At 44.8% G+C, this 25,125-nt stretch carries 24 protein-coding genes; 9 read left to right on the forward strand and 15 right to left on the reverse strand.

All coding sequences use genetic code 11. From position 1 onward, the window contains the following. Positions 1 to 103: 103 nt before the first annotated feature. The 5 genes from AC5JLB_RS13355 to AC5JLB_RS13375 all read right to left on the reverse strand — a co-directional run bounded on the left by AC5JLB_RS13355 (position 104) and on the right by AC5JLB_RS13375 (position 2,503). Positions 104 to 745: a hypothetical protein gene (locus AC5JLB_RS13355; RefSeq protein WP_495874321.1), complete on the reverse strand. Its 642-nt coding sequence runs from the start codon at positions 743 to 745 to the stop codon at positions 104 to 106. Between the two features lie 152 nt (positions 746 to 897). Further along, a complete protein-coding gene (ybaK, locus tag AC5JLB_RS13360) occupies positions 898 to 1,377 on the reverse strand; it encodes a Cys-tRNA(Pro) deacylase (protein WP_495874322.1) in 480 nt (159 codons plus the stop codon). Then, positions 1,374 to 1,919, reverse strand: coding sequence for a DinB family protein (locus AC5JLB_RS13365; protein WP_495874323.1), 546 nt, complete (start codon positions 1,917 to 1,919; stop codon positions 1,374 to 1,376). The genes ybaK and AC5JLB_RS13365 overlap by 4 nt, the downstream gene beginning before the upstream one ends. A 14-nt stretch (positions 1,920 to 1,933) precedes the next feature. After that, positions 1,934 to 2,296, reverse strand: a complete 363-nt coding sequence (locus AC5JLB_RS13370; RefSeq protein ID WP_495874324.1) for a nuclear transport factor 2 family protein — start codon at positions 2,294 to 2,296, stop codon at positions 1,934 to 1,936. 6 nt (positions 2,297 to 2,302) lie between these two features. Further along, positions 2,303 to 2,503: a hypothetical protein gene (locus tag AC5JLB_RS13375; protein WP_495874325.1), complete on the reverse strand. Its 201-nt coding sequence runs from the start codon at positions 2,501 to 2,503 to the stop codon at positions 2,303 to 2,305. Positions 2,504 to 2,732: 229 nt separating this feature from the next. Here AC5JLB_RS13375 and AC5JLB_RS13380 point away from each other — a divergent pair, with 229 nt between their 5' ends. Continuing rightward, a complete protein-coding gene (locus AC5JLB_RS13380; protein WP_495874326.1) occupies positions 2,733 to 4,220 on the forward strand; it encodes an aminotransferase-like domain-containing protein in 1,488 nt (495 codons plus the stop codon). An 18-nt stretch (positions 4,221 to 4,238) separates the two neighbouring features. Next, complete coding sequence (locus tag AC5JLB_RS13385) at positions 4,239 to 5,435, forward strand: alpha/beta hydrolase fold domain-containing protein (protein ID WP_495874327.1); 1,197 nt, start codon at positions 4,239 to 4,241, stop codon at positions 5,433 to 5,435. 20 nt (positions 5,436 to 5,455) lie between these two features. On the opposite strand, the gene AC5JLB_RS13390 is transcribed toward AC5JLB_RS13385, so the two are convergent. Next, on the reverse strand, positions 5,456 to 6,367 hold the full coding sequence (locus tag AC5JLB_RS13390; protein ID WP_495874328.1) for a phosphodiester glycosidase family protein: 912 nt from the start codon (positions 6,365 to 6,367) through the stop codon (positions 5,456 to 5,458). A 95-nt stretch (positions 6,368 to 6,462) separates the two neighbouring features. Between AC5JLB_RS13390 and AC5JLB_RS13395 the strand changes: the two genes are divergently transcribed. From AC5JLB_RS13395 to AC5JLB_RS13425, 7 genes are all read left to right on the forward strand, one after another. Then, entirely contained in the window at positions 6,463 to 7,377 is a 915-nt protein-coding gene (locus AC5JLB_RS13395) for a pentapeptide repeat-containing protein (protein WP_495874329.1), read from the forward strand. 30 nt (positions 7,378 to 7,407) lie between these two features. Next, positions 7,408 to 7,617, forward strand: a complete 210-nt coding sequence (locus AC5JLB_RS13400; protein ID WP_495874330.1) for a hypothetical protein — start codon at positions 7,408 to 7,410, stop codon at positions 7,615 to 7,617. 361 nt (positions 7,618 to 7,978) lie between these two features. Beyond that, a complete protein-coding gene (locus AC5JLB_RS13405) occupies positions 7,979 to 8,962 on the forward strand; it encodes an XdhC family protein (protein WP_495874331.1) in 984 nt (327 codons plus the stop codon). A gap of 223 nt (positions 8,963 to 9,185) precedes the next feature. Beyond that, complete coding sequence (locus AC5JLB_RS13410) at positions 9,186 to 9,515, forward strand: hypothetical protein (protein ID WP_495874332.1); 330 nt, start codon at positions 9,186 to 9,188, stop codon at positions 9,513 to 9,515. A gap of 460 nt (positions 9,516 to 9,975) precedes the next feature. After that, complete coding sequence (locus AC5JLB_RS13415) at positions 9,976 to 10,680, forward strand: YdcF family protein (RefSeq protein ID WP_495874333.1); 705 nt, start codon at positions 9,976 to 9,978, stop codon at positions 10,678 to 10,680. Positions 10,681 to 10,771: 91 nt separating this feature from the next. Further along, complete coding sequence (locus AC5JLB_RS13420) at positions 10,772 to 12,514, forward strand: serine/threonine protein kinase (protein ID WP_495874334.1); 1,743 nt, start codon at positions 10,772 to 10,774, stop codon at positions 12,512 to 12,514. Positions 12,515 to 12,595: 81 nt separating this feature from the next. After that, on the forward strand, positions 12,596 to 13,717 hold the full coding sequence (locus AC5JLB_RS13425) for an acyltransferase (RefSeq protein ID WP_495874335.1): 1,122 nt from the start codon (positions 12,596 to 12,598) through the stop codon (positions 13,715 to 13,717). A gap of 23 nt (positions 13,718 to 13,740) precedes the next feature. Here the strand turns inward: AC5JLB_RS13425 and AC5JLB_RS13430 are convergent, their stop codons facing one another. From AC5JLB_RS13430 to AC5JLB_RS13470, 9 genes are all read right to left on the reverse strand, one after another. Next, positions 13,741 to 15,129, reverse strand: a complete 1,389-nt coding sequence (locus tag AC5JLB_RS13430; protein ID WP_495874336.1) for a hypothetical protein — start codon at positions 15,127 to 15,129, stop codon at positions 13,741 to 13,743. Continuing rightward, entirely contained in the window at positions 15,130 to 16,254 is a 1,125-nt protein-coding gene (locus AC5JLB_RS13435) for a glycosyltransferase family 4 protein (RefSeq protein ID WP_495874337.1), read from the reverse strand. Between the two features lie 67 nt (positions 16,255 to 16,321). Then, positions 16,322 to 17,590, reverse strand: a complete 1,269-nt coding sequence (locus AC5JLB_RS13440; protein ID WP_495874338.1) for a glycosyltransferase family 4 protein — start codon at positions 17,588 to 17,590, stop codon at positions 16,322 to 16,324. A 67-nt stretch (positions 17,591 to 17,657) separates the two neighbouring features. Next, positions 17,658 to 18,767, reverse strand: a complete 1,110-nt coding sequence (locus AC5JLB_RS13445; protein ID WP_495874339.1) for a glycosyltransferase family 4 protein — start codon at positions 18,765 to 18,767, stop codon at positions 17,658 to 17,660. Positions 18,768 to 18,829: 62 nt separating this feature from the next. Further along, positions 18,830 to 20,056: a glycosyltransferase gene (locus AC5JLB_RS13450; RefSeq protein ID WP_495874340.1), complete on the reverse strand. Its 1,227-nt coding sequence runs from the start codon at positions 20,054 to 20,056 to the stop codon at positions 18,830 to 18,832. A 156-nt stretch (positions 20,057 to 20,212) separates the two neighbouring features. Then, positions 20,213 to 21,172, reverse strand: a complete 960-nt coding sequence (locus tag AC5JLB_RS13455) for a glycosyltransferase family 2 protein (protein WP_495874341.1) — start codon at positions 21,170 to 21,172, stop codon at positions 20,213 to 20,215. A gap of 705 nt (positions 21,173 to 21,877) precedes the next feature. Then, entirely contained in the window at positions 21,878 to 22,933 is a 1,056-nt protein-coding gene (locus AC5JLB_RS13460; RefSeq protein WP_495874342.1) for a glycosyltransferase, read from the reverse strand. A gap of 67 nt (positions 22,934 to 23,000) precedes the next feature. Then, positions 23,001 to 23,936, reverse strand: a complete 936-nt coding sequence (locus AC5JLB_RS13465; RefSeq protein WP_495874343.1) for an alpha-1,2-fucosyltransferase — start codon at positions 23,934 to 23,936, stop codon at positions 23,001 to 23,003. Next, positions 23,933 to 25,087, reverse strand: a complete 1,155-nt coding sequence (locus AC5JLB_RS13470; RefSeq protein ID WP_495874344.1) for a glycosyltransferase family 4 protein — start codon at positions 25,085 to 25,087, stop codon at positions 23,933 to 23,935. Before AC5JLB_RS13470 ends, AC5JLB_RS13465 begins: the two co-directional genes overlap by 4 nt. Positions 25,088 to 25,125 lie beyond the last annotated feature (38 nt).

Below are 25,125 nucleotides of genomic sequence, written 5' to 3' on the forward strand. Positions count from 1 at the left end.
ATTCAGACAGACTGAGCCGTGCCCGTAGTTCCTACAAACATGAATCGATAGCATTTTTTCAAAGCAATGCCTTGCAGGTCAAGAGCGCTAGAGAGTTCATCTGCTACCGAACAAATTGAAAGCTGGCAACAATATCCCGAAAAGCACTGCGTAGAGGTTGCTCCTTTGGATTGAGATAGCCCACACTCAAGAGAATGATTTGACGGTTCGGGCTATAGAATGCCACATTATCGGATGCGTAAAGCCCATCTGCCGTATATGCAATGCCCGCTTGTCCGTCCACCTTCAGCGATCGCACGTTCTGAATTCCGGGTTGATGTCCTTTGGCCCAATTTACAAGAGAGAGTTTTTTAGGATTGTTGTGTACTGAAACGTCAATGCTGGGAGGATATTCTGTTCCGCCTTCATATTTGCCTGCCTGAATGCTGTCATAGACCTTCTGAGGCCAGAGAGAAAGACTCGACCGCAGCGTTTCTCCAGCTCGTGGCTGTTTCTTTTCACGAGTCTTATCTAAAGCCAATTGAGTTGGGTAGCTGAAGCGAAACCCAAACTGCTTATTGGTGTAGCTTTTTTGAGTTGTTGAGGTCGACTGACCTATTAATACAACGCGAGTTTGATTTTGTTGAAGCGGCTTTGTAAGTGGCGTGAGTCCGATAGTTTGTTCTGGCAACATCAGAACTGCTGCCGAAGCACTTGCTGTTAGTGAGAGAAGACCAAGAGTAATTCTAAGTTTGCGAGTAGCCATACGTTTCTCCGAAAATACGCTTCTTCAAGGGTTTTGTAAAAAGCGCAAAATGAATGTTGTGCGACGATATTAGCCTCACTGCCCGGATGATTGGGGAGTTGTTCTCAAATTTGATACAGATACAGCTTTGCGATCGCATCCAATCGTCTCACTCAAGTAGTCTTATCCTGCGAAATCATACCAACAACGCCTTTAACAGCACGAATATAATCGCTAGGATGCAGCAAAATTTGCAGTCCTCGCGTACCAGCAGAAATAGAGATGACATCAAAAAGCTCAATCAATTCATCAACATAGACTGGATACTCTTTTTTACACGCTAATGCTGTCACCCCTCCACGAATGTATCCTGTAAGGGGCTGCACTTCCTTAAGAGAAACCGTTTCAATTTTTCGATTTTCAGATAGTTGCGCGATCGCTTTAAGATCTAGCTGAGTATTGCCTGGAATCACAGCAAGAGCAATTCCATGTTTATCACCTCGCACCGCTAACGTTTTAAACACTTGTTCCGCAGGCAATCCAATTTTCTGGGCAACGCTTTCTGCCGCTAGATCGTCGGAATCGACCTCATAGGTTCGCAGTTCGTAGGAGATACCAAGATTGTCTAAAACGCGAATGGCGTTGGTCTTCATGAGTCGTCGAAGCTAGGCAGATAGGGCAGATCAGTTCTACCTAAATCATACCCAAGCTGGCTCAGCAGCGTAGCTAATTGACCTCTGTGATGGGTTTGATGATTAAACAGATGAGTCACGAGCAACCAAGCGGGTCGTGTCCGTGTCTTCACAGGTTGTTGAGTACTGATAAATGCGAATGGTGCATTTAGCCACTCTGAAGAGAGTTGAGTTGTCCAATTTAGAATATCTTGATCGGTGTGATCGCGCTCTCGCCTTAATTCGTCAAAGTCAGCATACAAGTCTTCATCGAGTTTAGCGATAAAGGGCTGATGGGTGAAGCGTCCGATCCAGATGCGATCGCCGATCAAGATGTGGTTTAACGTGCCATGAATTGACTTGAAAAAGGCTCCCAAATCTTCTTTTCGCTTTGCGTCAGGAATATCTGCACAAACTGCATAGAGTTTCTGGTTCATCCAATAGTTATACTCAGCCAGCGTAGTGTAATACGTGGTGGTGTAGTACGTGCGATTGGCTCCGCTAAGCTCTAAAGAGGTGTTCATGTCCCGTTGTTAGATTAAACTGCTGCGCTGTAATGTGCTTTTGAGACGGTAATTAATCCTTGTGCATTAATTGTTATAGATTCTGCTGCTAATCGATCTTGCACACTTTTACAGTAGATGACGATACTATCCACTCCCGTTAAAATTTCTAGAACTTCAAACTTTAAGTCAGGATAAGCCTCTAGCGCTTTCGCAAAGTAATCTCGCAATGCTATTTTGCCTTGGAGATTACCATTGGGATGATTGGCGAGTTTAGCGACAAATGGCGATGTAAAATCAATATCTTCAGCATAGTGCAACGTGATTGCATCTAGATTGTGCTGGTTCCAATCTTGAATCCAGGTTTGGGCAATGTTTAGCGCTTCTTGTTCGGTCATCGCTTTTTACAGATTAGAGTGACGTTGATCTAACCAGATCCGGATCTCTTGCTCAGAACTAAATGTATTAGATTTGCGAGTTTCCGGATCGTACGTTTTGAAGTAGTTGTTGCCCTTGCGATCGCGACGTTGTAATACTTGCGGTTCATAGCGGTTTGAGATCGCATTTACCCAACTTTCCCAAATCTGATCGAGTCGAATTTTCATGATCATTTCTCCGGTGTTTGGCATGAAAAAGCAGAGGACAAAATGCCTGTCCTATCTGTCTTTCGAGCGCTGTAGTTGTGTTCTCTATAACGTTAATTTTGAGCTATTTTTTCTTGTCTAAACAGATGCAATTAGATTAAATTGTGATGGATACAGTTTATTCTTTGGTCGCTGTTATGGTCTTTCCTGCCCGTAACTGTATCGGCCATTATTAACGGAGGAATGAACGATGAGAATAAAGCCCATTGATGCAACGCCGTCTTCAACGTTGTATGAGCAAGTTGCCGATCGTATCCGCACGTTGATCAGTGAAGGTACATTACAAGACGGCGATCGCTTACCGTCTGTTCGCAAGCTTCATCAGCAACTCTCCATCAGTATCTCGACTGTTCTTGAAGCCTATCGCTCTCTTGAAGATCAAGGAGTGATTGAAGCTCGTCCGCAGTCGGGCTATTTTGTCAAGCCCGTTCACCTCAACCCCCCCGATGAACCCCAGCAGTGTACGCTGCCAAAACAAACGCTTCCCGTTGATATTTCTCTAGCATTTCGAGTCAGTGAAACGATGCGCGACACCTGTAATGTTGGCTTAGGAACAGCAGTTCCCGGTATTGAATTGCTGCCTGTTGACGCATTAAATCGGTTGATGGGAAAAATCTTGCGGACAAATCCTGCGCTCCTGCACACCTACAGTCCGTCGAATGGATGTGAAGTGTTGCGCCATGAGGTTGCCAAACGATTAATGGAGGCAGGATGTTCTTTATCTCCCGATGCCTTAGTCATTACCAATGGTGCAACCGAGGCGATTCATTTAGCATTGCGAGCTGTGACGAAACCAGGAGACATCGTGGCGATCGAGTCACCAACCTATTATGGATTTCTAGAAATATTAGAATCTTTGCACCTCAAAGCATTGGAAATTTCAACTCATCCGAAAGATGGAATCTCCCTTGAGCAGTTGGAAATTGCCCTCGAACAACGCCCTATTGCCGCTTGTCTTCTAGTATCTAACTTTAGTAATCCGCTGGGAAGTTGTATGAGTGACTCGAAGAAAAAGCACCTTCTGGCACTGCTCGAACGCTATGACGTACCTTTGATTGAAGATGATACCTACGGCGAGACGTTTCTGTCAGGGCATCGGCCCAAGGCGATTAAAGCGTTTGATACAACAGAACGGGTGTTGTATTGTGCATCGGTTAGCAAAACGCTGTCCCCTGGATTGAGAATTGGTTGGTGTTCACCAGGACGCTATCAGATGAAGGTTCAACAGTTGAAAATGGCAATGAATTGGACAACCGCGATCGCACCCCAACTGACAGTAGCAGCATTTCTATCGACGGGCAGCTACGATCGTCATCTTCGCCAGCTCCGCCGCGCTTATCAAGCCCAGCTTTCCCGCATGACTCAAGCCATTTGTGAGTATTTCCCCTGCCCAACGCGAGTCACTCGACCCGGCGGCGGGCATGTGCTGTGGCTAGAATTACCCAATGAATTTGACGCAATGGCACTATACGAAAAAGCGCTGGAACATCACATTAGTGTGGCTCCTGGTAATATGTTTTCGCCCTCTGGAAACTATACAAACTGTCTCCGGTTAAATTGTGGATTGCCGTGGTCACAAACCATCAATGACGCGATGCAAACGCTAGGATCTTTAGTCAAACAGCAGTTGGCTAAGAAGATGCTGAGTGTTGGGGAAAGAAATGATGGTTTAGAATAGACCTGATTTGTGGCGACTATGAACCTTATAAACAAACTGCTCAACGTTCACTATCTCAAGATTGCGGCCCTGTTATTAAGCTGCACGGGGCTGTTTCTTGCCAGTTGGATTGTCGTGCCCGCTCCCATTATTGCAGTGCTGCCGTTAGCCGTGGGCGCACCGGAGGTAAGTCCTTGGCTAATTGGACTCAACGCGATCGCAACGTTAATTGCCCTCAAGCTGTTGTCAAAGTGGGGATCTTATGTCTGGTTGGGGATCAGTGTAGTGGCGTTAGTCCTCAGTGCATTGCCGCTGGCGCAGTTTTCGGGAGCTAATCAGGAAGCTGCGATCGCCATGAAAGCAGGTCTCGGTGAAACGTATTTAACTCAAATTTCTCAAGCGAGAATGCGTCCTGCTCCGTTTGTTTTAATCGATGCATTTCGCGGAATTCCGACTCAAGAGATCCGTAAAACAACAGGAATTCAAGTAGCGAGTCCTGATGGCGTTCAGTTAACGATGAATGCATATCGCCCGATTGAGCCGGGTAAGAATCCAACCATCATCATGATTTACGGAGGAGCGTGGCGAACTGGTTCTCCATCCGCCAATGAGAATTTTAGCCAATACATGGCGGCTCGCGGATATACCGTAATGGCAATCGATTATCGTCATGCACCTCAGTATAAGTTTCCAACACAGACAACAGATATTAAAACTGCGCTTGAGTTTATTCGGCAACACGCTAACGAATACGATATTGATATTAATAGAATTGCAGTGATGGGTCGTTCAGCAGGCGGGCACTTAGCAAAATTAACGGGCTTTCAATCTCAAGTGTTACCAATTCGAGCGATCGTCAGTTACTACGGCCCAGTAGAGCTGACCCTTGGCTATGACGATCCGCCCTCTCCTGACCCACTAGACATACAGGCTATTTTGCGATCGTTTCTAGGCGGCACTCCTCAAGAGTTGCCAGAGTTATATCGGCAGGCATCTCCTTACGAATATGTTAAACCGGAATTGCCACCAACTCTGCTGATTTATGGCAAGCGCGATCACGTCGTTCAATCAAAATATGGACGTGCTTTGTATGAAAATTTAAACAAAAATGGCAATACTGCTGTATTCATTGAAGTTCCGTGGGCAGAACATGCGTTTGATGCTGTGTTTAATGGAGTGAGTAATCAACTAGCTCTATATTACACCGAGCGGTTTTTAGCTTGGACATTGCGTTAGCTCACATCCTATACCCGCTCCTACCGCCCAACATAAAATCCTAAGTGACTCGCTACCGGACGTTCTCGAAGCGGCAATCGAGTCTGAATTGGTGCATTCAAAACCTGCGCTCCTGTTGGCGTTTCCACAGCTAAAGTTACAGACCCACCGCCATCTAAGTTTAGAGCAGCATCGGCTCCTAATTCGGTCACAATATAGTCCGTCAATTCGGCGATCGTTAACCCTTCGCTATAGCGAAACTGCTTTCCATCGACTACCACTAACCAAACTTTCTTACCTGTTTTGTCGATCGCAATGGCTGTGCGTGGATACGGCTTATCTTCTTTTGCCACGTCTGGGGGCAGAGACACAGGTTTGCCTTGCTTCACTAATACATCATTCCCTGCGATCGCCTGTGCCGTTCCCGCCGGACACACTCCAAGCTCATCGATTTGAGCGCGATTTTGAGCCGAAAAACAGAGCGTAGACCAATCATACTGAGGCAACGAATAGGTTGCCCCGTTGGAGGCAACTTGCCCTGTATTGTTTGCCAAATCTCCACTACGAGGATAAAAATCCCACGGCGATTCTTCTCGAAACGGATAGAAAAAGTTGGCGTTAATGGCAACCTGAACGCGAAATTCTCTAAGAAACTCTGAAACGGTTCGTGCCTTGACTTCTGCCCCATTTCGCTCTGCCCGAACTCCCGGAGTGGTAAACGCCTTCAGATTCTGAGCAGATAGATCTAAGCGAACAACGTGAATCATGACCGGACGAGGCAAGGCTATGGCATCCCGGGTATAGGTCACATTGGGAAAGAGCAATCGCGTCTCATCCGTACGAGGGGGACGAGAGAATTGCGCCAAAACGTACAGCAAGATTGGAATACTGAGCAATCCTCCCACTAAAATGCCAAAAATCGGTTTAAGATGTCCCGGAAAATGCAGTTTCATCGTTGTTATTGAGGATTGGTTACTGAGATTGATGGTAACAACTTACACATCACACGTTTGTACTATACTTCAGGCTGAATCTTGCAATTTCCGCTATGCCGAACTTCACTCATCAAAATCTTCAAAATCGCTCCTTCAAAGGGCAGAATCTAGCTGGAGCTGACTTTCAGGGTGCAGATATTCGAGGGTGCAACTTCAAAAATGCTCAGTTGAATGGGGCAAACTTTACAGGCGCGATCGCAGGTCTGAGCAGACGGCAGAAAATTGGTTTGATCTTGCTGACGGTCAGCGTTGCACTCGTTAGTGGAGATGCAGTTTCTCGGCTCGTGTTTAATACGATCTCACAACCGCCCCTGGACAAGAGTGCAGGATTCATTCCTGTTCTGGCTATCATCCTCAGTGTAACGAGCGTTTGTTCCGCGTTGGCGGCGCTATGGCCTAACACGAAACGAGGACAAATCGCTCGAATCACCACTGCGACTTTATGCGGTGCATTAATGGGATTCACTATCGCCTTCTTTTACGGATCAGCACTGCGCGATTATCTCACGCTCTACGAGTTACATCAGCCAAATACAATATCGCTAGAGCTTTATGACGCGGCTCAACGCCTAGCCGGACAGCGCACTAGACTAGCTCAGCGAGGAATCGTGATTGGAGCGATCGCGCTCCTACTGTTGACGCGATTTAGACATACTCCAGCCTTTAAAGTCGCGATCGCTACTGCCGGAACCATTGCCAGCTATGGGGCTGCTTTCTTCTGGGGAACAACAGCAGGCGCGTTTCTCAGTACGCATGAGTTTGGGCTTGGAGTGTTACTAAGCCTTGTGACGGTGTTCTACTTGGGGTGTACAACTCTGTCGCTGCGATCGATTGTCTACCAGTGGAAAAACGTCACTGGCACATCGTTTCGAGAAGCAGATTTGACGAACGCAACGTTTAAAAACACAGACTTACGACACACAGACTTTTCTAAAGCGATCGGCTACATCGCTACAGATCTGAGGTAAAGTCAGCTATACCCGACCACGAATAGTGCTATGGATCTGCTACTGCTTGGGGCTGCGATCGTTGTTACGTTTTTGGTATTCACATGGCTTGTCAAAGTGGTTAAAGCCACGGTAAAAACGGCACTTCTAGTTGCGATTGTGCTGTTTGGCTTGCAGTTTATTGGCATTGGGCCTGACAAGGTGACACAAGAGATCGGTCAAATCGGTCAATTCCTGTGGCAACTCGTGCAGGGCAAATAAAGTATCGCTGTACGATTGATAGAAGCGATCGCCCTCAAGCCACACAGAAAATGAGGACATTGATGCAACTTGAGACGCATGAGCGAGTCTGCTCACTTCGACCCTAAAGGCCATCGAAACTCAGCTTGATGCATCGTCACTGCCACGCTCACGTACATGCAACAGGGACGATAACTGCGACTCTGGTATTCTTGACATAGAACCAGGTTGGAGAGGAGCTAGATGCACGGAAATGGGTAAGTCCAGAGCGATGTCGGAGAAATGACCCTCAGCTTAGGTTAACTGATGTCTCCTAAATTCTTGAATAGTTTTGCGACAGAACCATTTCTATTGAGTATAGGAAAGATACAATTTCAGAGAAATGATTTATTTCGAGCTTGTGAGCGATTTTTATCGACAACTAGCCGTTGAACTAGCTAAACAACCAGTTGTTTTAGCAACGGTAACTCAAATCTTTGGATCTGCACCTAGAGAAGTTGGAGCAAAAATGTTCATTTGTGCAGACAGACGAGCCGTAGGCACAATTGGAGGGGGTGCTGGAGAGGCGAAAGTGTGCGAACAGGCACTTCAAATTTTGAAGACAAACACAAAACAATTTGTCGAAATCGATCTTTCCGGGGATCCCGGACGAAACACGGAGGGCGTTTGTGGCGGACAAATGCTCGTTTGGCTGGAACGATGGGATAAGTCTCTTTTACCGTTAGTCGAGCAAATCATATTTGCACTAGACAGCGGGGAACCTGCCGCGATCGTGACTCCTTTTGATCAAGCGCCTTACCTGGTGCCGGAATGGATTGAAACACCGCAGCTAACAGCGACTGGATGTTTTGTTGACCCGATCGACATTCCTCCGGTGTTACTAATTATTGGTGCAGGACATATTGCGGTGCAACTAGCGCGTGTGGCGCATCTCGCTGGATTCCAAATTATTGTGACTGACGATCGCGCTGAACTCACCACAGTTGAGCGATTTCCTAATGCTTCGTTATTAACAACCTCGATGGATCAGGCGATACAAAGCATTTCCTGTGCTCGCTCTCCCTATATCGCCCTTGTAACTCGTGGTGTTGAGCAAGACGTGAACGCGCTGAAAAGATTGCTGACCTACTCAATGAATTACATCGGCATGATTGGAAGCCGCAATCGTATTCAACACGTCTCTCAAACATTGGCTGATCAAGGAGAAAATATAAGCTTTCTAAAAAAGATTCATGCTCCAATTGGGCTAGAGATTGGTGCTCTCACACCTGAAGAAATTGCAATCAGCATTTGTGCAGAATTAATTCAAGTCCGTCGAGGTGGGACAGCCCACACAATGAGTGAAATGGAATCGCTTTTTTCTTGAAGAACGTGAGCGTTCAAGCGTCTAGAAATGTAAGTAGTTTGTGATGATTTATTATCTTACGCATGATTTTTTAGACGCTACCTAAGTACAAGGTGACAGGAAGCGAGAACTGTCACAGTCTTCCTGTCGTGTGGTTTCTAAAGAATGATTTGATTACTATGAAGCCGCTTAGCTATTGATGCTACGTTCATCAGCAGTTCTGTAAAAGTAGATAAGGAATGTTATGGAGTTTGGAAGAATACAATTTACTAAGCCTGCCAGCTTTCGACATTTACTTGGTCTCTTTGCTACTGCCTTTTTAAAGCGGAGGAAAATTTATGACTATACCCATCTTGAACCAGGAACAGATTATGTATTTGAAGCGATCGGGCAGGGAAAGACTGGACAGATGACCGGCTGCGGCAAAGGAATTACACCAGGAGATCGTCTAATTTTGAGTCAAGCGGGTGAGAATGTAGAGTATCAGGTTGAAGAAATCAGTTACTACGCAAATCCCTCTATCATGTGGACAGCCCTGCTAACCAAGATTTCGCCCGTCAAGGATGCGCGCTGAAAGACCCAGGAATCGAAAAAAGGCGTTGCTGGAGTCTAGTACGAATGTGTAAGAGCAATCCTGCGTAATTGTCCTTCACGCGAAGGCACATACAGAGGTGTGCCCATACCATTAAAAAGACCGTATCTAAAACTAAAACTCAGTAATGCCCTAAAAGTTTTCGGTTAAGCAGGCCAAGGTTGAGTAACTGACTCACGCCAATCCTTCCCGAAAACTGAAAAACAAGCACTACGGTTTGAGTTCCCAAGGTAATTTCGCTACAGGGCTGTGTCTACGTAGAATATACTACGTAAATCAACGTAGAAAACTCAATAATTACAGAATATAGTTCAAAATTCATCAAAACTATATATTTCTAGTTGAGCTATTTAGCCCCTGTATAGACTGCTATGGTCGCCGTTGAGAATTAATCCTGAATACTGTAAAAGTTCAGGTATCTTATCTGTGTCTTCAACATGAAATGGCGGTTTTCATTGTTCTAGCCGCGCTCGGTGTTCTTTGGCTGATTGCTTCTCGCCGTTGGCGGCGTCGAGTTATTTTGCCAACGGCGATCGCAGTCGTGCTGTACATTGTTCTCACTGCGCCACCCACAGTTGAACTTGCGCTCAAAGCATTCGTATTGCCATTACCAAAAGATGCTGGAGAGCCGGTGGATGCGATGGTGATCCTGGGTCGAGGAGAACCTTCTCGTTATCAACGAGTCGACCTTGCTGCTCAACAATGGCGGGCAGGGCGCACCTCAAAAATCTTTGCAAGTGGTCGCTTGGATGCAATACGGATTCTCGAAGACTTAAAAAAGCAAGGAATTCCTGTACAAAGGCTAGGAGGTGAAGAATGTTCTTTGACAACTGAAGAAAATGGGTTGTTTACCTCAGTAATTTTGGAGCCTCAACAAAATCAGAAAATTCTGCTTATTACTGATGCTCCGCACATGCTGCGATCGTTTCTCGTGTTCCAGCGTTTCGGCTATACGTCAATTCCTCAAGTGAGTGCGCTTTCTACAACGTGGAGTGCGAAAAAGAAAGCCAGAGTGATGATGCGCGAAGTAGTGGGACTGGTAAGCTACGGTTTGGCTGGACGGCTAAAGCCTCAAACGGCGGTTGAAATGGCTCATTCTCAAAAGAGTGCTGTCCAAAAATTAACGGCTTGGAATTGTAAAGTTTAGTCGCGATCGCAACAATAGCGGGTGCTAGTTTTCCCGTAGACTTAAAGACTCGCTGTTTGTGCAATAGCGTTTAGGGAATTTGAAGCTGATTATGAATAACTTCCCCAATTTTGCTCAGTATCATTATCGAGCCGAGAAAGAACTAGGACATAATCGGGCTGGCGGACGTGTCACCTATCTCGCAACAGACACCCGAACTCAGCAACAAGTTGTGATCAAGCAATTTCAGTTTGCTAAATCGCAAAGCTGGGCAGACTACGATAGCTATGAGCGCGAAATTCAGGTTCTGCGGGAGTTGGATCATCCAGGTATTCCGCGTTATCTCGATTCTGTGCAGACCGAAGACGGGTTTTGCATGATTCAAGAATACAAGCGGGCGGATTCTTTGGCCGTGCCCCGAAGTTTTGCTCCAGATGAAGTTCGTCAAATTGCGATCGCGGCGTTGGAAATCTTGGTTTATCTACAGATTCGCATTCCTCCTGTGATTCACCGAGACATCAAGCCAGGAAATCTACTCGTTGATGACGCCCGTCAAGTTTATCTAGTTGATTTTGGCTTTGCTCGTGTTGGAGAAGGCGAGGTTGGTGTCAGCAGCGTGGTAAAAGGAACGCTGGGCTTTATGCCACCAGAGCAGCTATTCAATCGACAGTTGAGCGCCGCTTCTGATCTATACGGGCTGGGCATGACGCTAATTTGTCTACTCACAGGAACGAAGTCGGATCAAATTGGTGAACTCGTTGATATCAGTTACAAAGTCAGTTTTAAGCATTTAGTTTCTAGGCTGAATGATCAGTGGATTCAATGGCTGGAAAAGATGGTCGAACCTAAATTGAAAGACCGTTTTCCAAATGCCTTGGCAGCGTTAGCCGCAGTTCCTAAGTCTCCAATTCGCCCACCAGAAGTACACTTGAGCCGATCTACACTCGTCTTGAATGCAGAACGGTCGGGAGATGTGTTGACGCAAACCGTATCGCTCACCAATCCGATTCCAGACACAACCTTGGCGGGGCATTGGGAAATGGCACCCCATCCTCAAGATCCTCATCCAGACCTCTACCAATGGATCACGGTTGAACCAACTACGTTTGTGGGAAACAGCGCCGACTTTCAGATCACGATTGAGACAGGCAGGCTCCTAGCAGGCAAGCTTTATTCCCGTAAGTTGTTACTACACACCAATACATTGACCACGACCTACGCACTGAATCTTCAAATTCAAACGGTACAGATTCCAGTTGCGTCTCCGATGCGTTCCTATAGATTACTAGCGCTCTTGGGACTCACTTGCTTGGGGTTGGGTTGGTTTACAGGTTGGGGTGTACAACGATTGGAAATCGCTACTTCATCAGTCGAATTTGGTGCTATTTTGGGCAGTGCGATTGGGCTAGAGGGTTCAGCTTGGTTAATGCGATCTTCGGGCTGGCGCGTTGGAGCAACTTCCAGTACGTTTGCCGCAACGGTATTGGGAGGAACAATGTTGGTACATGCTCTCTCAAGTAGTATTGCAACCGTGATTGGCTCAACAGTGGTTTTTAGCGCCGGGTTGGGAGGCGTGAGCGGCGCACTGAGCGGCCTGGTAACGGGAACTGCGATCGAGAAGCTGCTAGTAGAGAGAGAGCAGAAGCATGTTGTGATGGTTTCTTCTATGCTCACTGCAGCTTTGGGAATGAGCTTAGGCTTAAGTTCAAGCTTTAACTTTGCGAATTCTGGATTGCTGATGCTAGCTGGAATCAATAGCCTAGCACTAATTGTTCTGATCACTTACCGCCAATTGCGACGGGCGAAGACGATTTTTACTCAGCGCAAATCTGAACGGCTTTTAATCAAACCATAAACGTGATCGGATTGAACTCTGGTATCCACTTGTAGGCAAATGTCTGTTTTCCGTAGCTAGAATCTGATGAGCTTATCAAGTATGAATCAACCTGAACTCAGCATTCAAGAAAATTCCACTAATTCTAGGCTACTAGGGATTGACTGGTGTCGTGGGCTGGCTGCTTATGCAGTAGTGTTAGTACATTCGGGCGATGAAACTTGGGGTCTTCCAATCAGTCAAGAAGCGATCGCGTTCAGATTGCTCTTTTATTTCGCAGTGCCATTCTTTCTGGCCACCGCCTTCTACTTTCTAACTCGTAAGTCAACTATCGATCTTTCTTCAAAGTTTTGGAAGTCTAGAATTCAGCGCATTGTTATTCCTTATGTTGTTTGGAGCGTTATCTATCTCATTGTCCGAGCAATTTTTTTTCTAGCGGCACACAAGCCAGAACGCCTCGCTGAGCTTTTTCAAGATCCATTAGGACTCGTTTTCTTTGGCCGCGCTTCCTATCAGCTTTACTTTTTGCCACTTCTGCTAGCAGGTACTTCCTTACTTCTAGTTGCAAAATATTTGGTCGATCGCAAAATCAACCTGCTGGGACTAACCGTTATCGCAGTGGGAGGCATTGCAGTCAACCAACTTATCTATACGACTGGAAATGGATTCCAGCTAGGAGAAGGGATTGCGTTTGCTAGCCTATTGAAGTGGATACCTGGTGGAATTGGGTATGCGATCGCTCGGGTTATACTCGTTGAAATCGTCTGGGCTATTTGGTGTGTTCCTTACATTTTCACCGCTTTAATTTTGCATCGCCTCCTAGCTAAGCCAGAATCGAGGCTACAACCACAACCCCTAACGATTTTGTTTCTAGTTCTGTTCATTCTGACAGCGACGTTTGGAAAGGTATGGTTACCTCATTCCTTACAAGAGGTGTTGGTTGCCTATTTCCTACTCCTTGTTGGGATCTTTGGCTCGAATCACTTTAAGAAGAGCAGATTAGCTGCAAGCCTCGGAGCTTGTTCTTTTGGAATTTACCTAATTCACCCAATTCCGATGAACATTGTTAAAGTTCTGCTTGCCAAAGTGTTTCCTTCACTGGCTCAGCAAGTATCGATCGCTTCAATGCTAGCTTTTTCTGTATCTAGCTTTTTACTGAGCTGGCTCATCGTTTCTCTTCTGAACAGGCACAAATGGCTAGTTAAATACGTGTTTGGAACCTAGCTGAGAAGTTGCAGAAGGGAGAGCTAGACATTTAATCTTTCTACCTGAATAGAATCAGGGCTGACCTCTAATGTTTCTGCTGCCTCCTTTCTAAGTCGCCGTTCTTGCCACGGTAATCCCAGCAGAAAGGCCATCGAGATCATATAACCTGGTTCTTCCATTTGAGTAAAAATGCAGCCTATTACAAATACACTCAGTAGAGTGACTTTCAAAGTATCATCTAGACCAAAGTATCGCCAGACTAAGTAGCCTAGATAGAGGTAAGCACCTAATCCTAAGACTCCTAAATCGCCCCAAATTCCAGCCCAACCAAAAATGGGACTGAAGATACTAGAGCCACTTGTGAGCCAGAAGCCAGCCACAAAATCCATAGATTGTTGACCGATCGGTGTAGTAGTAGAACCGAGAGGACCCAAGAGATCTGGATAATCTCTAAGAAACCATGCGCCTAAACGACTTACAGTATGTCCTGGTCCAAGTCCCAGTAGCCAGTTCAAGGGAGACTCATAATGACTGAGGATGGAACGAATTGAATAGAATTTCGCATACCAGGCTAAGCCATCAGACCCATAGAGTTCTGGTCTTGCCCAAGCGGTGTATGGCTTGAATGCTTCTACATTTTGTGCGCACCATACTCCGATGAACCCAACTAGAAGGAGACCAATCAATAGTTTTAGGGTTTTGCCAACGTCTTTTGAACTCACTAGGATCAACAGCAAACATGCAACTCCATAGGCAAGAACAAGTTGCTTAGAGTCAGAAAATAAAAGATGCCAAACCGCTGCGATCGCGACAACAATTCGTATCCACAGGGGAACCGTTTTCTGATTGAAAAAGTAGACAGCGAATGCGAAAGATACGGTAGCGGAAACATAATTGCCCGCCCCCGACAAAAAGAATACTCCTCCACATCCATCAGTCCCATTGAATCCGCCTTGATCAATTGGTCCACCTGCACTAAGTTGACCCGAGTCAATTAGAGGCTTCTGAGCCGCAGCTAGTAGAAAATTAATCAGTACAGAGTAATAAAGAAAATTCCTGATTGTTATGAATGATTTGATCGTCAAAGGAATACAACTGAAGGCTAGTAGAAACATGAAAGGTTCGCCAAGCATCATGAAGCTCACGATCGCATTAATGAGACCGGCGTCGTTCCAGAGTGCACTAGCAATTGTCACTGAAAACAGCCCCAACAATCCTCCTAGAAGCGAAAGACAGAGCGAAATCTGCTTAGAATCTTTAGTGCGAGTTGTGAAGAGGGCGATCGCACACACGACAGGAATGATGGCAAAGTGTAGCAAATTGAGCAGAGCAAAATGGGTCGTTGTAGCAGCGATCCGCGAGTAGAAAATACTACAGAAGGCAACAATGATCAAGATCGAGTTTTTCAAGTATGCTTTCGGCTGTTGCATTTACATCAACTCTGAATAAAACTGCAAAAACTGAGTCGCGATCGCTGTTTTTAAGAACCGTAAATGGACATCTGATTTGCCAAAAACAGCTGATTCTAACGAATGGTTCATGGATTGAGCTAGGTTTTTAACTGCGTCTCCTGCTAGATCAAAATAAGTGCAACTAGACGCACCAACTTCCCTAAAAATGGGAATATCGGAACAGACAACCTTACATGAAAAGTATAGTGCCTCTACCAAAGGAATGCAGAACCCTTCTAGGGCTGAAGCAATTACAAAAAGCTGGCAGTTTTGATAGAGCCAGCAGAGTTCATCATCGTCGATCGCGGAGAGCATCAGCACTGAGTCTTCCAGCGAAAGCTCTTGAATCAGGTGAACCAGCGTGTCTGTTTCAGGGCCAGGACTACCAACAATGATCAACTTGGTTGCTTCGCTCAATCGACCTTCATCGCGCAACAAAGCGTAGGCTTTAATCAGCAAATCAATATTTTTATTTTTGCGATGTTGACCCACACAGAGGATAGAAGGAGCATCAAAATTGTCGTTCAAGGCCTTAGGTAGTTTTGTCCCAGCTTGCCCAAAATCAACAAAGTTATAAATTACCCTTGTCCTGTGACGAGAGACAACCTCAGGAAAATAATCTTCCAAATCATCTAGAGTGGTTTTAGAAACGCAAATTAGGCCATTACTATTATGGATACACTGTTGTAAAAACAAGCGGTTGAATAAAACCTGCCGATAGCCAAAGTTTTCGGGAAATTGATAGGGATATAAATCGTGAATTGTTGCCACCACAGGACAGAGAAAGCGCGATTTCAAGAATGGTAATGGAAAAGCTAAGTGAACAATACTTGGATTAAGCTGCTTTACTAGCCTTGGCAATCCAAATAAAAACCAAAGATTCCTTGAAATTGAACTGTTTTTAATATTGATGCCAACAATTTTGATCTTCGGGGATGAAATAGCAAATGCCGTTTCAAAATAGTTTTTCTGCCATGCCCCAGTTACTAGTGTAACTTGACTAACCTGGTCCAAATCTGCCAAGCAGCGAGCAAGATTTGCGGCGTGCCTGCAAACACCCGTTGGCTTAGAAGGTCGGTGCAAAACTGCAATCAGAATGTGCATGATAAGAGGGGTAAGGATTAATCAGTAAAGCTTAAAAATTTGGTATTCATATTATTGAGCTGTTTTCTTACGCATTTGAATGAGTGTCTAGGGAGTCTGCCACGGGATTAAAAGCTTCGATTTCCTCGTAAGTTTTTGCAAACTGTTTACCTTTTGCCTCCCAACTGTAAAATTCCTGGACTCGCTGTTGCCCTGCTTGTCCCAGTTGTATACAGAGGAGTGGATTGCTGTCCATTTTTATCATTGCCTCTGCCATAGCTTCAACAACCTGATGTGGATTCTCCGCTGAAATCTTGAATCCAGTTTCGGCCGTCACTTGGGTAGCAGGACCACCTAAATCTAAGCAAAGAATTGGTCTACCTGCTGCCATTGCCTCTAAACAAACCCCAGCTCCTGAGTCGTGTAAGCTGGGATGCACTAGAATGGACGACTGACTGAGAGCCTGTAAAACGTTGCGGCGAGATAATTCGCCCCAGAACTTAACCTGGTGCTCAATTCCCAGCTCTTGTACCAGGGTCTGCAAGCGTTTAAGTTCGGGACCATCACCCACAACCCAGTATTCGGCTTCAGGAAGGTTAGCTTTAGCGAATGCCCGCAACCCCAGGTGAAACCCTTTCCAGTGTAAAAGTCGTCCAATGCTGATAAATCGGCATTTCGTAGAGCTGCTGACTGGTGTGCATTGAGACAAATGTTCAATTTCATTCTGAATCAACGCGATCGCTGGGCAAATTTCTAGCTGAGTCACTCCCAACCATTTCAAGCGTTTAGCTGTATCATCAGTGACAGCATAAGCGAGGGCACTCCGACGAGCGGTTAGGTGGGTAAATAAATCGAATTCTCCTACCGCTCTCCAGGCTAATCTTGCAACTTCGTACAGCTTATTCTTCCAGCTAAAGTCCACCCAAAATGGCAAAGGAGCTGATTCGCCTCCGCCAATAGGACCCCAAATAAAAGGAATTGGTAATAGTGATAGAAAACTAGGGCAGGAGTAGCGAACAAAGGTAACATGGTGAGCTACATCAAATCTCACTTTGCTGTGCAGTGTGCGAGCAACAAAATAGGCTTGAATTTGCCAAAGGTAGTAGTGTAGTTGCATAGCTCCTGCCTGTCCCCAACGTAAGCTGTCTTGCCAAAAGGGTAATGTGAAGTAGACAAAGTGTAGATTGGGGTTAGGATGACGGTTTAACTCGGCTTCGATCTCCTCCCGGCTCTCATCGGGACGTGTCAACACCCAAACTTCGTGATGTTTAGCAACTTCACTGGCAACATTCCAGCCAACACCCCGTTCAGATCCCTTTCCTGGTTCGCAAGAGTAAGCAGATAGTAGAACCTTCATGGATTTACCAGAATTAGAAACTCAGTAATCAACGCCGATTGTTTTAGGCTAGTAGAGAGCAACTTTGCTAAGAAACTGTTTTGGCAAGATGCAGGGGAACAGGAATTGTCAAGTTTTCATACACCTGTGCAACTTGCTCTGCTGTTCGTCTCCATGTGAATTGATTAACTCTTTCCATCCCCTTTTCTCGCAGGACTTGTCGATATGAAGCAGTATTTAGTAACTGAAGAACTGCTTCCGACATCGCTTGCACATTCATTGGGTCAACTAAAATAGCTGCATCGCCTGCTACTTCTGGCAATGAAGAAACATTAGATGTGATGACAGGTGTTCCACAAGCCATCGCTTCTAGCACTGTCAATCCAAATCCTTCGTAAAGCGACGGTGCTATTAGAATATCTGCTGCATTATAAATCTGAAGCAGTAAATCCTGGTTGGGATTGCCTAAATAAATGACTTTTTGCTCAAGCCCATGCGTCTGAATGAAAGCTTTTTGGTCTGCTGTGAAGTCATCACCAACCTTCCATAATCGAACACAGGTTCCATCCTGTACTAATATGTGTAAAACCTTGAGAACAGTTAAAAGATTTTTACGGTGGTGTGATGAGCCTACATTCAGTAAGCAAACTTCATCGGGCGAGGTTGTGTATTTCTGTCTTAGATGTTCTACAGAGCTATTGAGAAGTGGATGAAAGTGTTTGTCTGTTCCGTTCGGAATGACCACAATTTTTTGACGCTCTATCCCAAGTATCTTTTCAACATCGTTTGCAGTATTTGACGATACTGCAATGACTTGGCTTGCTTTCAACATACCTCGCACCGAGTAGTTCAACATTGCCGTGCTGAATGCAGGAAAGCGAGCTTGTTCCCGAAGAATTTCAGGGTAGATAAATTGAACCAAATCATGACAAGTGACGACAATCGGTTTACCCAAATGCATCAGCCAGTAAGCAACATGAGCATTACTGTGGTCAATGATGTGGAAGAGATCAGTTTCTTGCTGTTTAACCTGACGAGGATGTTGCCAGAAACGCTCGTAATACTTGCGTAATCCAGTTCCGGAGTGCCATGGATTGTCCTCACCATCCCACCAAGGATTGGGCGCAATTTCGGTAATTGTCCACTGTGGCCGAATTTGCCTTAGCTCCGATACTAAGTTATCAGCATAGACATCCATACTGATAGCATTACCCCGTTCTCGGCGAATGATAGTTAGATGCATGAGACTAATCTTTCACCTCAGTAATTCTCTAAAGTGCTGCGAGTTTGGATCGACTGCCAAAGACTAATAAGGCGCTCAGCAATTCGCTCATGACTATAGTGTTGACCGACACGATCAATGCCGTATTGGCTCACGTGTTGCCACCATTGAGGTTCACGAATCAAGCGTTCTAAAATAACCGTTAGTTCCTTAGTATCCTCTTCCTGAAACACCAAATCTGCTCGCCCAATCACATTCGGGATTTCGCCCGAAGACGAGCCAACTACTGGAATCCCCATTGCCATTGCTTCGATCAGCACATGTCCAAACTGCTCTTTCCATACAGGAGTTGTGCGAGAGGGCAGCACCAAAACGTCAAATATCCCCAGTTCTCCGGGGGCTTGCTCGTGGCGTACTGCTCCGCGCCAGATGACTAAATCGGCAACTTGCTGGTTTTCAGCTTCTTGTCTAAGGGCTTCTTCATCAGTTCCAGAGCCGCACAAGGTTACACAGACGTTTAGCCCTCGCTGCCGTAGCTCCCGCACTGCCGCAAAAATTAAATCTATTCCCTTAGAGTGAGCTAAACGTCCCAAATAGCCAATGTTGAAGGGGCGATCGCTTCCTTCAGATTCTCCTACTTGAGCCCCAATTCTGCGTTCACGGGGTGAAAAAAAGTTAGGGTCAACGCCCATTTGCGGCATAACTTCCAGCAGTCCGCTGTAGCCCCAACTCCGCATAATTTCGGCTCCGTCTTGGTTACCAGGAATAATCGCTTTAGCTGTCTTCAAAACAAACTGGCAGATCCACCAGCGCAGCAAGGGCAGGCGTCGCTCTAAATTTTCCCATCCAAAGACAACCATTGGTATACCTGTGAGCCGGCTCCAAATTGCCAGCTCAAAAGTACTGAGAGAAAAAACTTCTTCCTCAACTTGAATAATATCCGGCTTAAAGTCGTTCAAGACCCGCCAGAGATCCCAGGGCGAGTACAGATGAGCACCGCCCTTACCAGTAAATGCGACCGGAGCAGAGTAAAGATGCAGTTTTGAATAAGGGTTTTCGAGGGGTAGTAGGCGATTCCACTCCAGAGCTTTCCAGTTACTGGGAGCCAATAGACCAATCTTTGCCTTGCCTGTTTCTACGATCGCGTTAAGCTTTCCCTGATTCACGCCAACAACGTAGGCATGACTGATAATCAAAATCCGTAGACCCGAACCAGTTGATTGTCTTGAGCTTTGAGTGTGTATCGAATCAGCAGTAGCAGTCATCTCTTTTCCCATGTCCAAGCGACTTCTTAGAAACGGTTTGCAATCTGCGCGAATGAGAGAGTATCAGAGAAAACAAAACGGGATGAACAAGCGTTGCTCAAAGCATTAAGCAGGATCTGCTAACAACACCCTAAGCCCACTAATCTATCAATCTAATCATTGACCTTCTCTGGTTTCTAAAGGCTCAATGATTGGTAGAAGGGGATAATTGAGCATTCGCTGTTTTGGTGCATACTGTCCAATCACATTTGAAATCATGCGTTGCCAATTGTCGAAATTCACAAACCACTGAAAGAACACCATTAAACAAGCAAGTTGTTCCAGTGGGCTTAACTCATATTTAAAGATTGCATGCAAATATCCTTTTACACATAGGAGCCGAGGGGATATAAATTGATGTTTTCTCATTAAACCAATCCATTTTTCTCGCTCTTTTACAGTCTTCAGGCTCGCGGATTGATTGGAATGGCGACGGTTAAAAAAGAGTGGCTCAGGAATCTCTACTATGGGACCCATGATGCTTAACTCAGATAAAAGTACCTTGTCCGCGCCGTAGTAAGTTCCACTTAATGAGGTTCTCTTAAGCTGATCAGATCGTATTAAGCTGAATACTTCAAAGCACATGCGAACTGACAAGATTTCTCCATAACGCTCATGCGGTTTTTCAGAATCAAGCTGCCGAACTCGATCTGAAGTAGTGGCATTTGCATTGCTGTGGTTAATAATTCTTCCTTCGCCGTCGATTAGTATGGTGTGAGCACAACAGGCAACAACAGAGGGGGAATTTTCTAACACTTCTACAGTTCGAGCCAGAAAAGTTGGGGCGAGGACATCATCATGGGCAGCCCACTTAAAGTACTTTCCCTGAGATACGTGAAAGGTACGATCGTAATTTAAGGCAGCACCAAGATTTTTCTCATTTCGGTAATAGCGAATGCGTTTATCTTTTTCAGCGTATTCCCGACAGATTTCTTCAGTTTTGTCTGTAGAAGCATTATCAGAAATAATTAGTTCGAAGTTCTCAAACGTTTGAGCCAGAATTGAATCAATCGCCTGTTTAATGAAGCGCTCGCCGTTGTACACCGGCATTCCAATACTTACAAGTGGTTCAGCCATCTTTGTCACACTCCTTTGACTTTTTAACGAAAGCCTAAATGAAAAAGTGATAGGAGAATAGTCAGAATAGTAGTCGCGACTAATTCAGTTCCTAATTACTCAGTACACAATTAAATGTTCCCAGTAATTATTTCATAGCAAAATCATTTTTTAGTAACCACTTCAGTATTTTTACCAATGCTTCATAAGAAGCAGTTTCTAAAGAAGCGTAGCTGAAGCACGAATGCATCGATTATGGAGTAAGCTAACGCAGCATCAATCAAATTACCGCGATATAAATGAAACTCTCATGGTGTTCTGGGAGTTCCTGATAGTCGCGACACAACGCTACGCATTTTCCAGCTAAGCAAAGGTGCGCTCCAGCAACCCGTTCACGGCTCTACGACGAATCCCTGTCCCAATTTCTCGGTTAACTTCAACGTTGTGCTGAATGTCTGCTGCAACAGAATGGGGATCACGCCTCGATAACTTTGATTAGCTAAGATTTTAAGCAAGCGTCAATTGTGCTCTAATGCAGGCATTAACACGACTGGAGTCGCTTTGACATCTGCAACATTGGCAGCGCTGACAAAGCAGGATAGCACTACTCCCACCGTATCAACCGTCAAATATCGCTTGTGTCCTCTAATCCTTTTGTTACCATTGATACGTTATTTAAATCTTGTGTCATCTCCACGCCAAAACCAGGATTGTTCGATGATTCACTCAGCTTACAAGAGTGCGAAATTTATTGACTGTCCAACTCACAAGTTTGGGGCGCTGTTGGGGTGCATAAAGCCAGCTGATCGCTGGTTCAGCCAGAGGGAGGGGCACAAAGCCAACCCAAATGAACCAAGCACTGTAGAATATGCGCTTGATCCAGCTGAATTGAGAATATTTCCAGAGGCAGCGAATGCCCGAATAAACTAACACTTGTGGGCGATCTTCAGGAACTGGATGCTTCAACGGAGCTAAACGTAGTGAGATAATACGTGACCAAAGTCGTCCAATTGAGCGTTGCTCTAAGTCAATAGGAATGTCGTACCCCAGTTCTTGAGCTTTTTGAGTCAATAATGCAAAGTTTTGCAAGTCATGTTTAACGAACCGATGAAAGCGATCGCCTGTAACCGTAGTCAGTGCCCACTGATTACTGTCATGCACTCGATAAGCACCCAAAGGTTCTTCAATCGCCGCCACTTCTCCGTGAAATGGAATTAACGTAGACAAATAGTCATCGGCAGTCAGTTTATAGTCATCAGAAATTGGAAACACCTTTGCCATCGCACTTCGACTGAGGGCGTTACCACTAGTGGGAGTACTCACGTAACCGCCACCTTGCAGCAACATTCGCCATGCTTCACCTGTTGCGAGTGGTACATTACCCTGAGGGAAAGAATAGCCCAGGGACTGACCAGTTGCGTCTACGACGGTCAGGCGATAGTGAACTTTAGAAAAATTCGGCTTCCAGACAGAAACGATGCGATCTACAGCATGAGGAAGTAAGTAATCATCAGAATCTAAGAACAGCACAATCTCGCCTTTACAGCGAGCGAATCCACTATTAAAAGCAGATGCCTGTTTGCCATTAGGTTGCAGAATGGGAATGATGCGATCGCCATAACCAGCAATAATTTCCCGCGACTTATCAGTCGAGCCATCATCAACAACAATGACTTCAATGTTTGGATATGTTTGATTTAGGGCACTGTCCACTGCTTGAACAAGGAAGCGATCGTAGTTGTAGTTATTGACAATGACACTGACTAAGATGCTTTCACTCATAGGTTTTTTTTTAATAAAGCTAAATTGGATTCAGCTAGCTTTCTCCATTAGAAGAACTATTTTTCAATCAGCCCGTAGGAATGGAATACTTAGATAGGCTAACCCAATCAGGAGGGATGAAATCAGGTAGAATATCTTCTTTGTCATTCCAAGGAGATGGAGAGACTACCAACTTATTACTGCTCTGCGACAACCAGGCTCCCCACCAACTAAATGTGCTATTTGCAATCACAAAATGTTTGCAGAGGCTCATTAAATACAAAGACTGTGGAGGTGCAAAACCTTCTACATAAACAACTTTACAATCAAGATGAGCTAGCAGTTCACGACAATGGCCAATATCATCAGAAAAAACAAAGATGTAATCGATTTTTCTCCTATTTTTGACGAAATCAATTGCATCAAAATAATAATTACTTGGGCATGCGCCTAAGTGAGGAGCTTGCAAAAAATCGCCTCTTCTTATACTGACTGCGAGAGATTCTGTTCCTTTAGCTAAATCTAAGAGCTTAGAAAGTGACTCACAGATAAACTCACTTCTCAAAGAAAATGCTTTAACAAGTACCTCTTTATCTGGGAAAAGGCTAGGCGACTGGAAATATCCAGTGTATGACTTGTACGGCTGTGAGAAGTCTAATTTACGATGACTATTCTCGTTCTCTACAAATATGCTCTCCTCTTTAAATAATTTTCTGAAAGTTGAATTGTTGCGAATTCTATTAATGAGAAGATCTGTTTTGGAGCAGTATCGAAAATAGTTAAATACAGACAATTCTTTAAACAAAAAGCTTTCAAAGCCTAGGCGTTTTGGTAAATGCTCGTCTAGTAGAACTTCAACCTGAAATTTCTGCGAAATATTCAAGGCTACAGCTAATTGAAACAGTTGGTTACCTAATCGTCCATCCAATCTCATAAAGACCGTTTTAGGGCGATTCATAATTGTGCTTCCACTATTATTTACCATGGCTCCGTCTAAAAATTCTTCCTTCACTTGACCATTCATAAAACTGATGTAAGTAATTCTCTAACTTTTTTTCCAGCCACTTGCCAGTTCAAACGTGATTCATATTCATTGAAAGCAGAGAGGGCTAGCTCCTTATACTGGGTATAGTTTGTAAATGTATTGTAGATATATTCACAGTATTCAATAGGGGCAGCATTCTTATCAAACAATTTACCATTCAAATTATCTTTGATAATCGTTGAGATTCCGCCAACTTCTCTAGAGATGCAAGGGACTCCTAATGAATTTGCTTCACACAACACAATGGGACTACAGTCTGCAATTGAAGGCAGAATTAAAAAGTGAGAATCGGCTATAAGCTGATATATTTTGTTCTTTCCAGCAGTAGTGGCTTTACCGATAAAGCCCAAGGATTTTACAAAGCTAGGAAGTAATTCCCCGTCTGGCGGTTGACAACCAATCAAGGTTAATTCTGTGTTTAGACCTGAATTATTTAGCTGTTTAGCTACCTCTAAAGCAACATCACCTCCCTTGCGGAACCAATCAACTCCTAAAAATAGAAGCTTGCACTGATTAGTTGGTCTAGCGTCAATAGAAGCTTTAACTTCATTAATGCTTTTCCTAATTTCAATATTGGCTCCGAAGGGAACAACTTTGACTTTTTTAGGATCAGTGTTGTAATAATTAATGGCAGTTTGGGCAGCCCACTCGGAAGAATAGATTGCCAACTTAGACTTTTCTAGGCTGATGCTTTGAATTCGGTGAGCGGTTTTAAGCGACTCTTCACAGAGATTACTGTATGCAGGATAAAAATCTATTAAGTTGGCAAACGTTGCATCTGCCCAAAAGGCAATTGGCTGGTCACATTCAAGGTAAGCAATGGAATCACTAGATGCGCTAAAAACTATATCAGTCCGATTACCGCGGATCTTTTGAGCTACCTGCCCTGCATAATCTTGCAAGACCAAAGGTTCAATATACTTTATGTAGTTCTTTCTAAAAAGCTTATAGTAACGGCTCTTACATTTGCTGAGAATTTTGAGTCGAAACTTATCCTCGAGCGGACCAATGTAGTCGAGAAAAACCGATTGGTTTTTTATAGCTTGGGCAATGTAGTAGCCAGAACCAGACCAATTATTTGAACTACTTAGAGTTCTCGAATCAAACGGAGTGACGTAAGCTACTTTCATACATTAAATCTTCTTACATCCCTGCTCATGACAACACT

It is taken from the genome of Myxacorys chilensis, assembly GCF_059505265.1.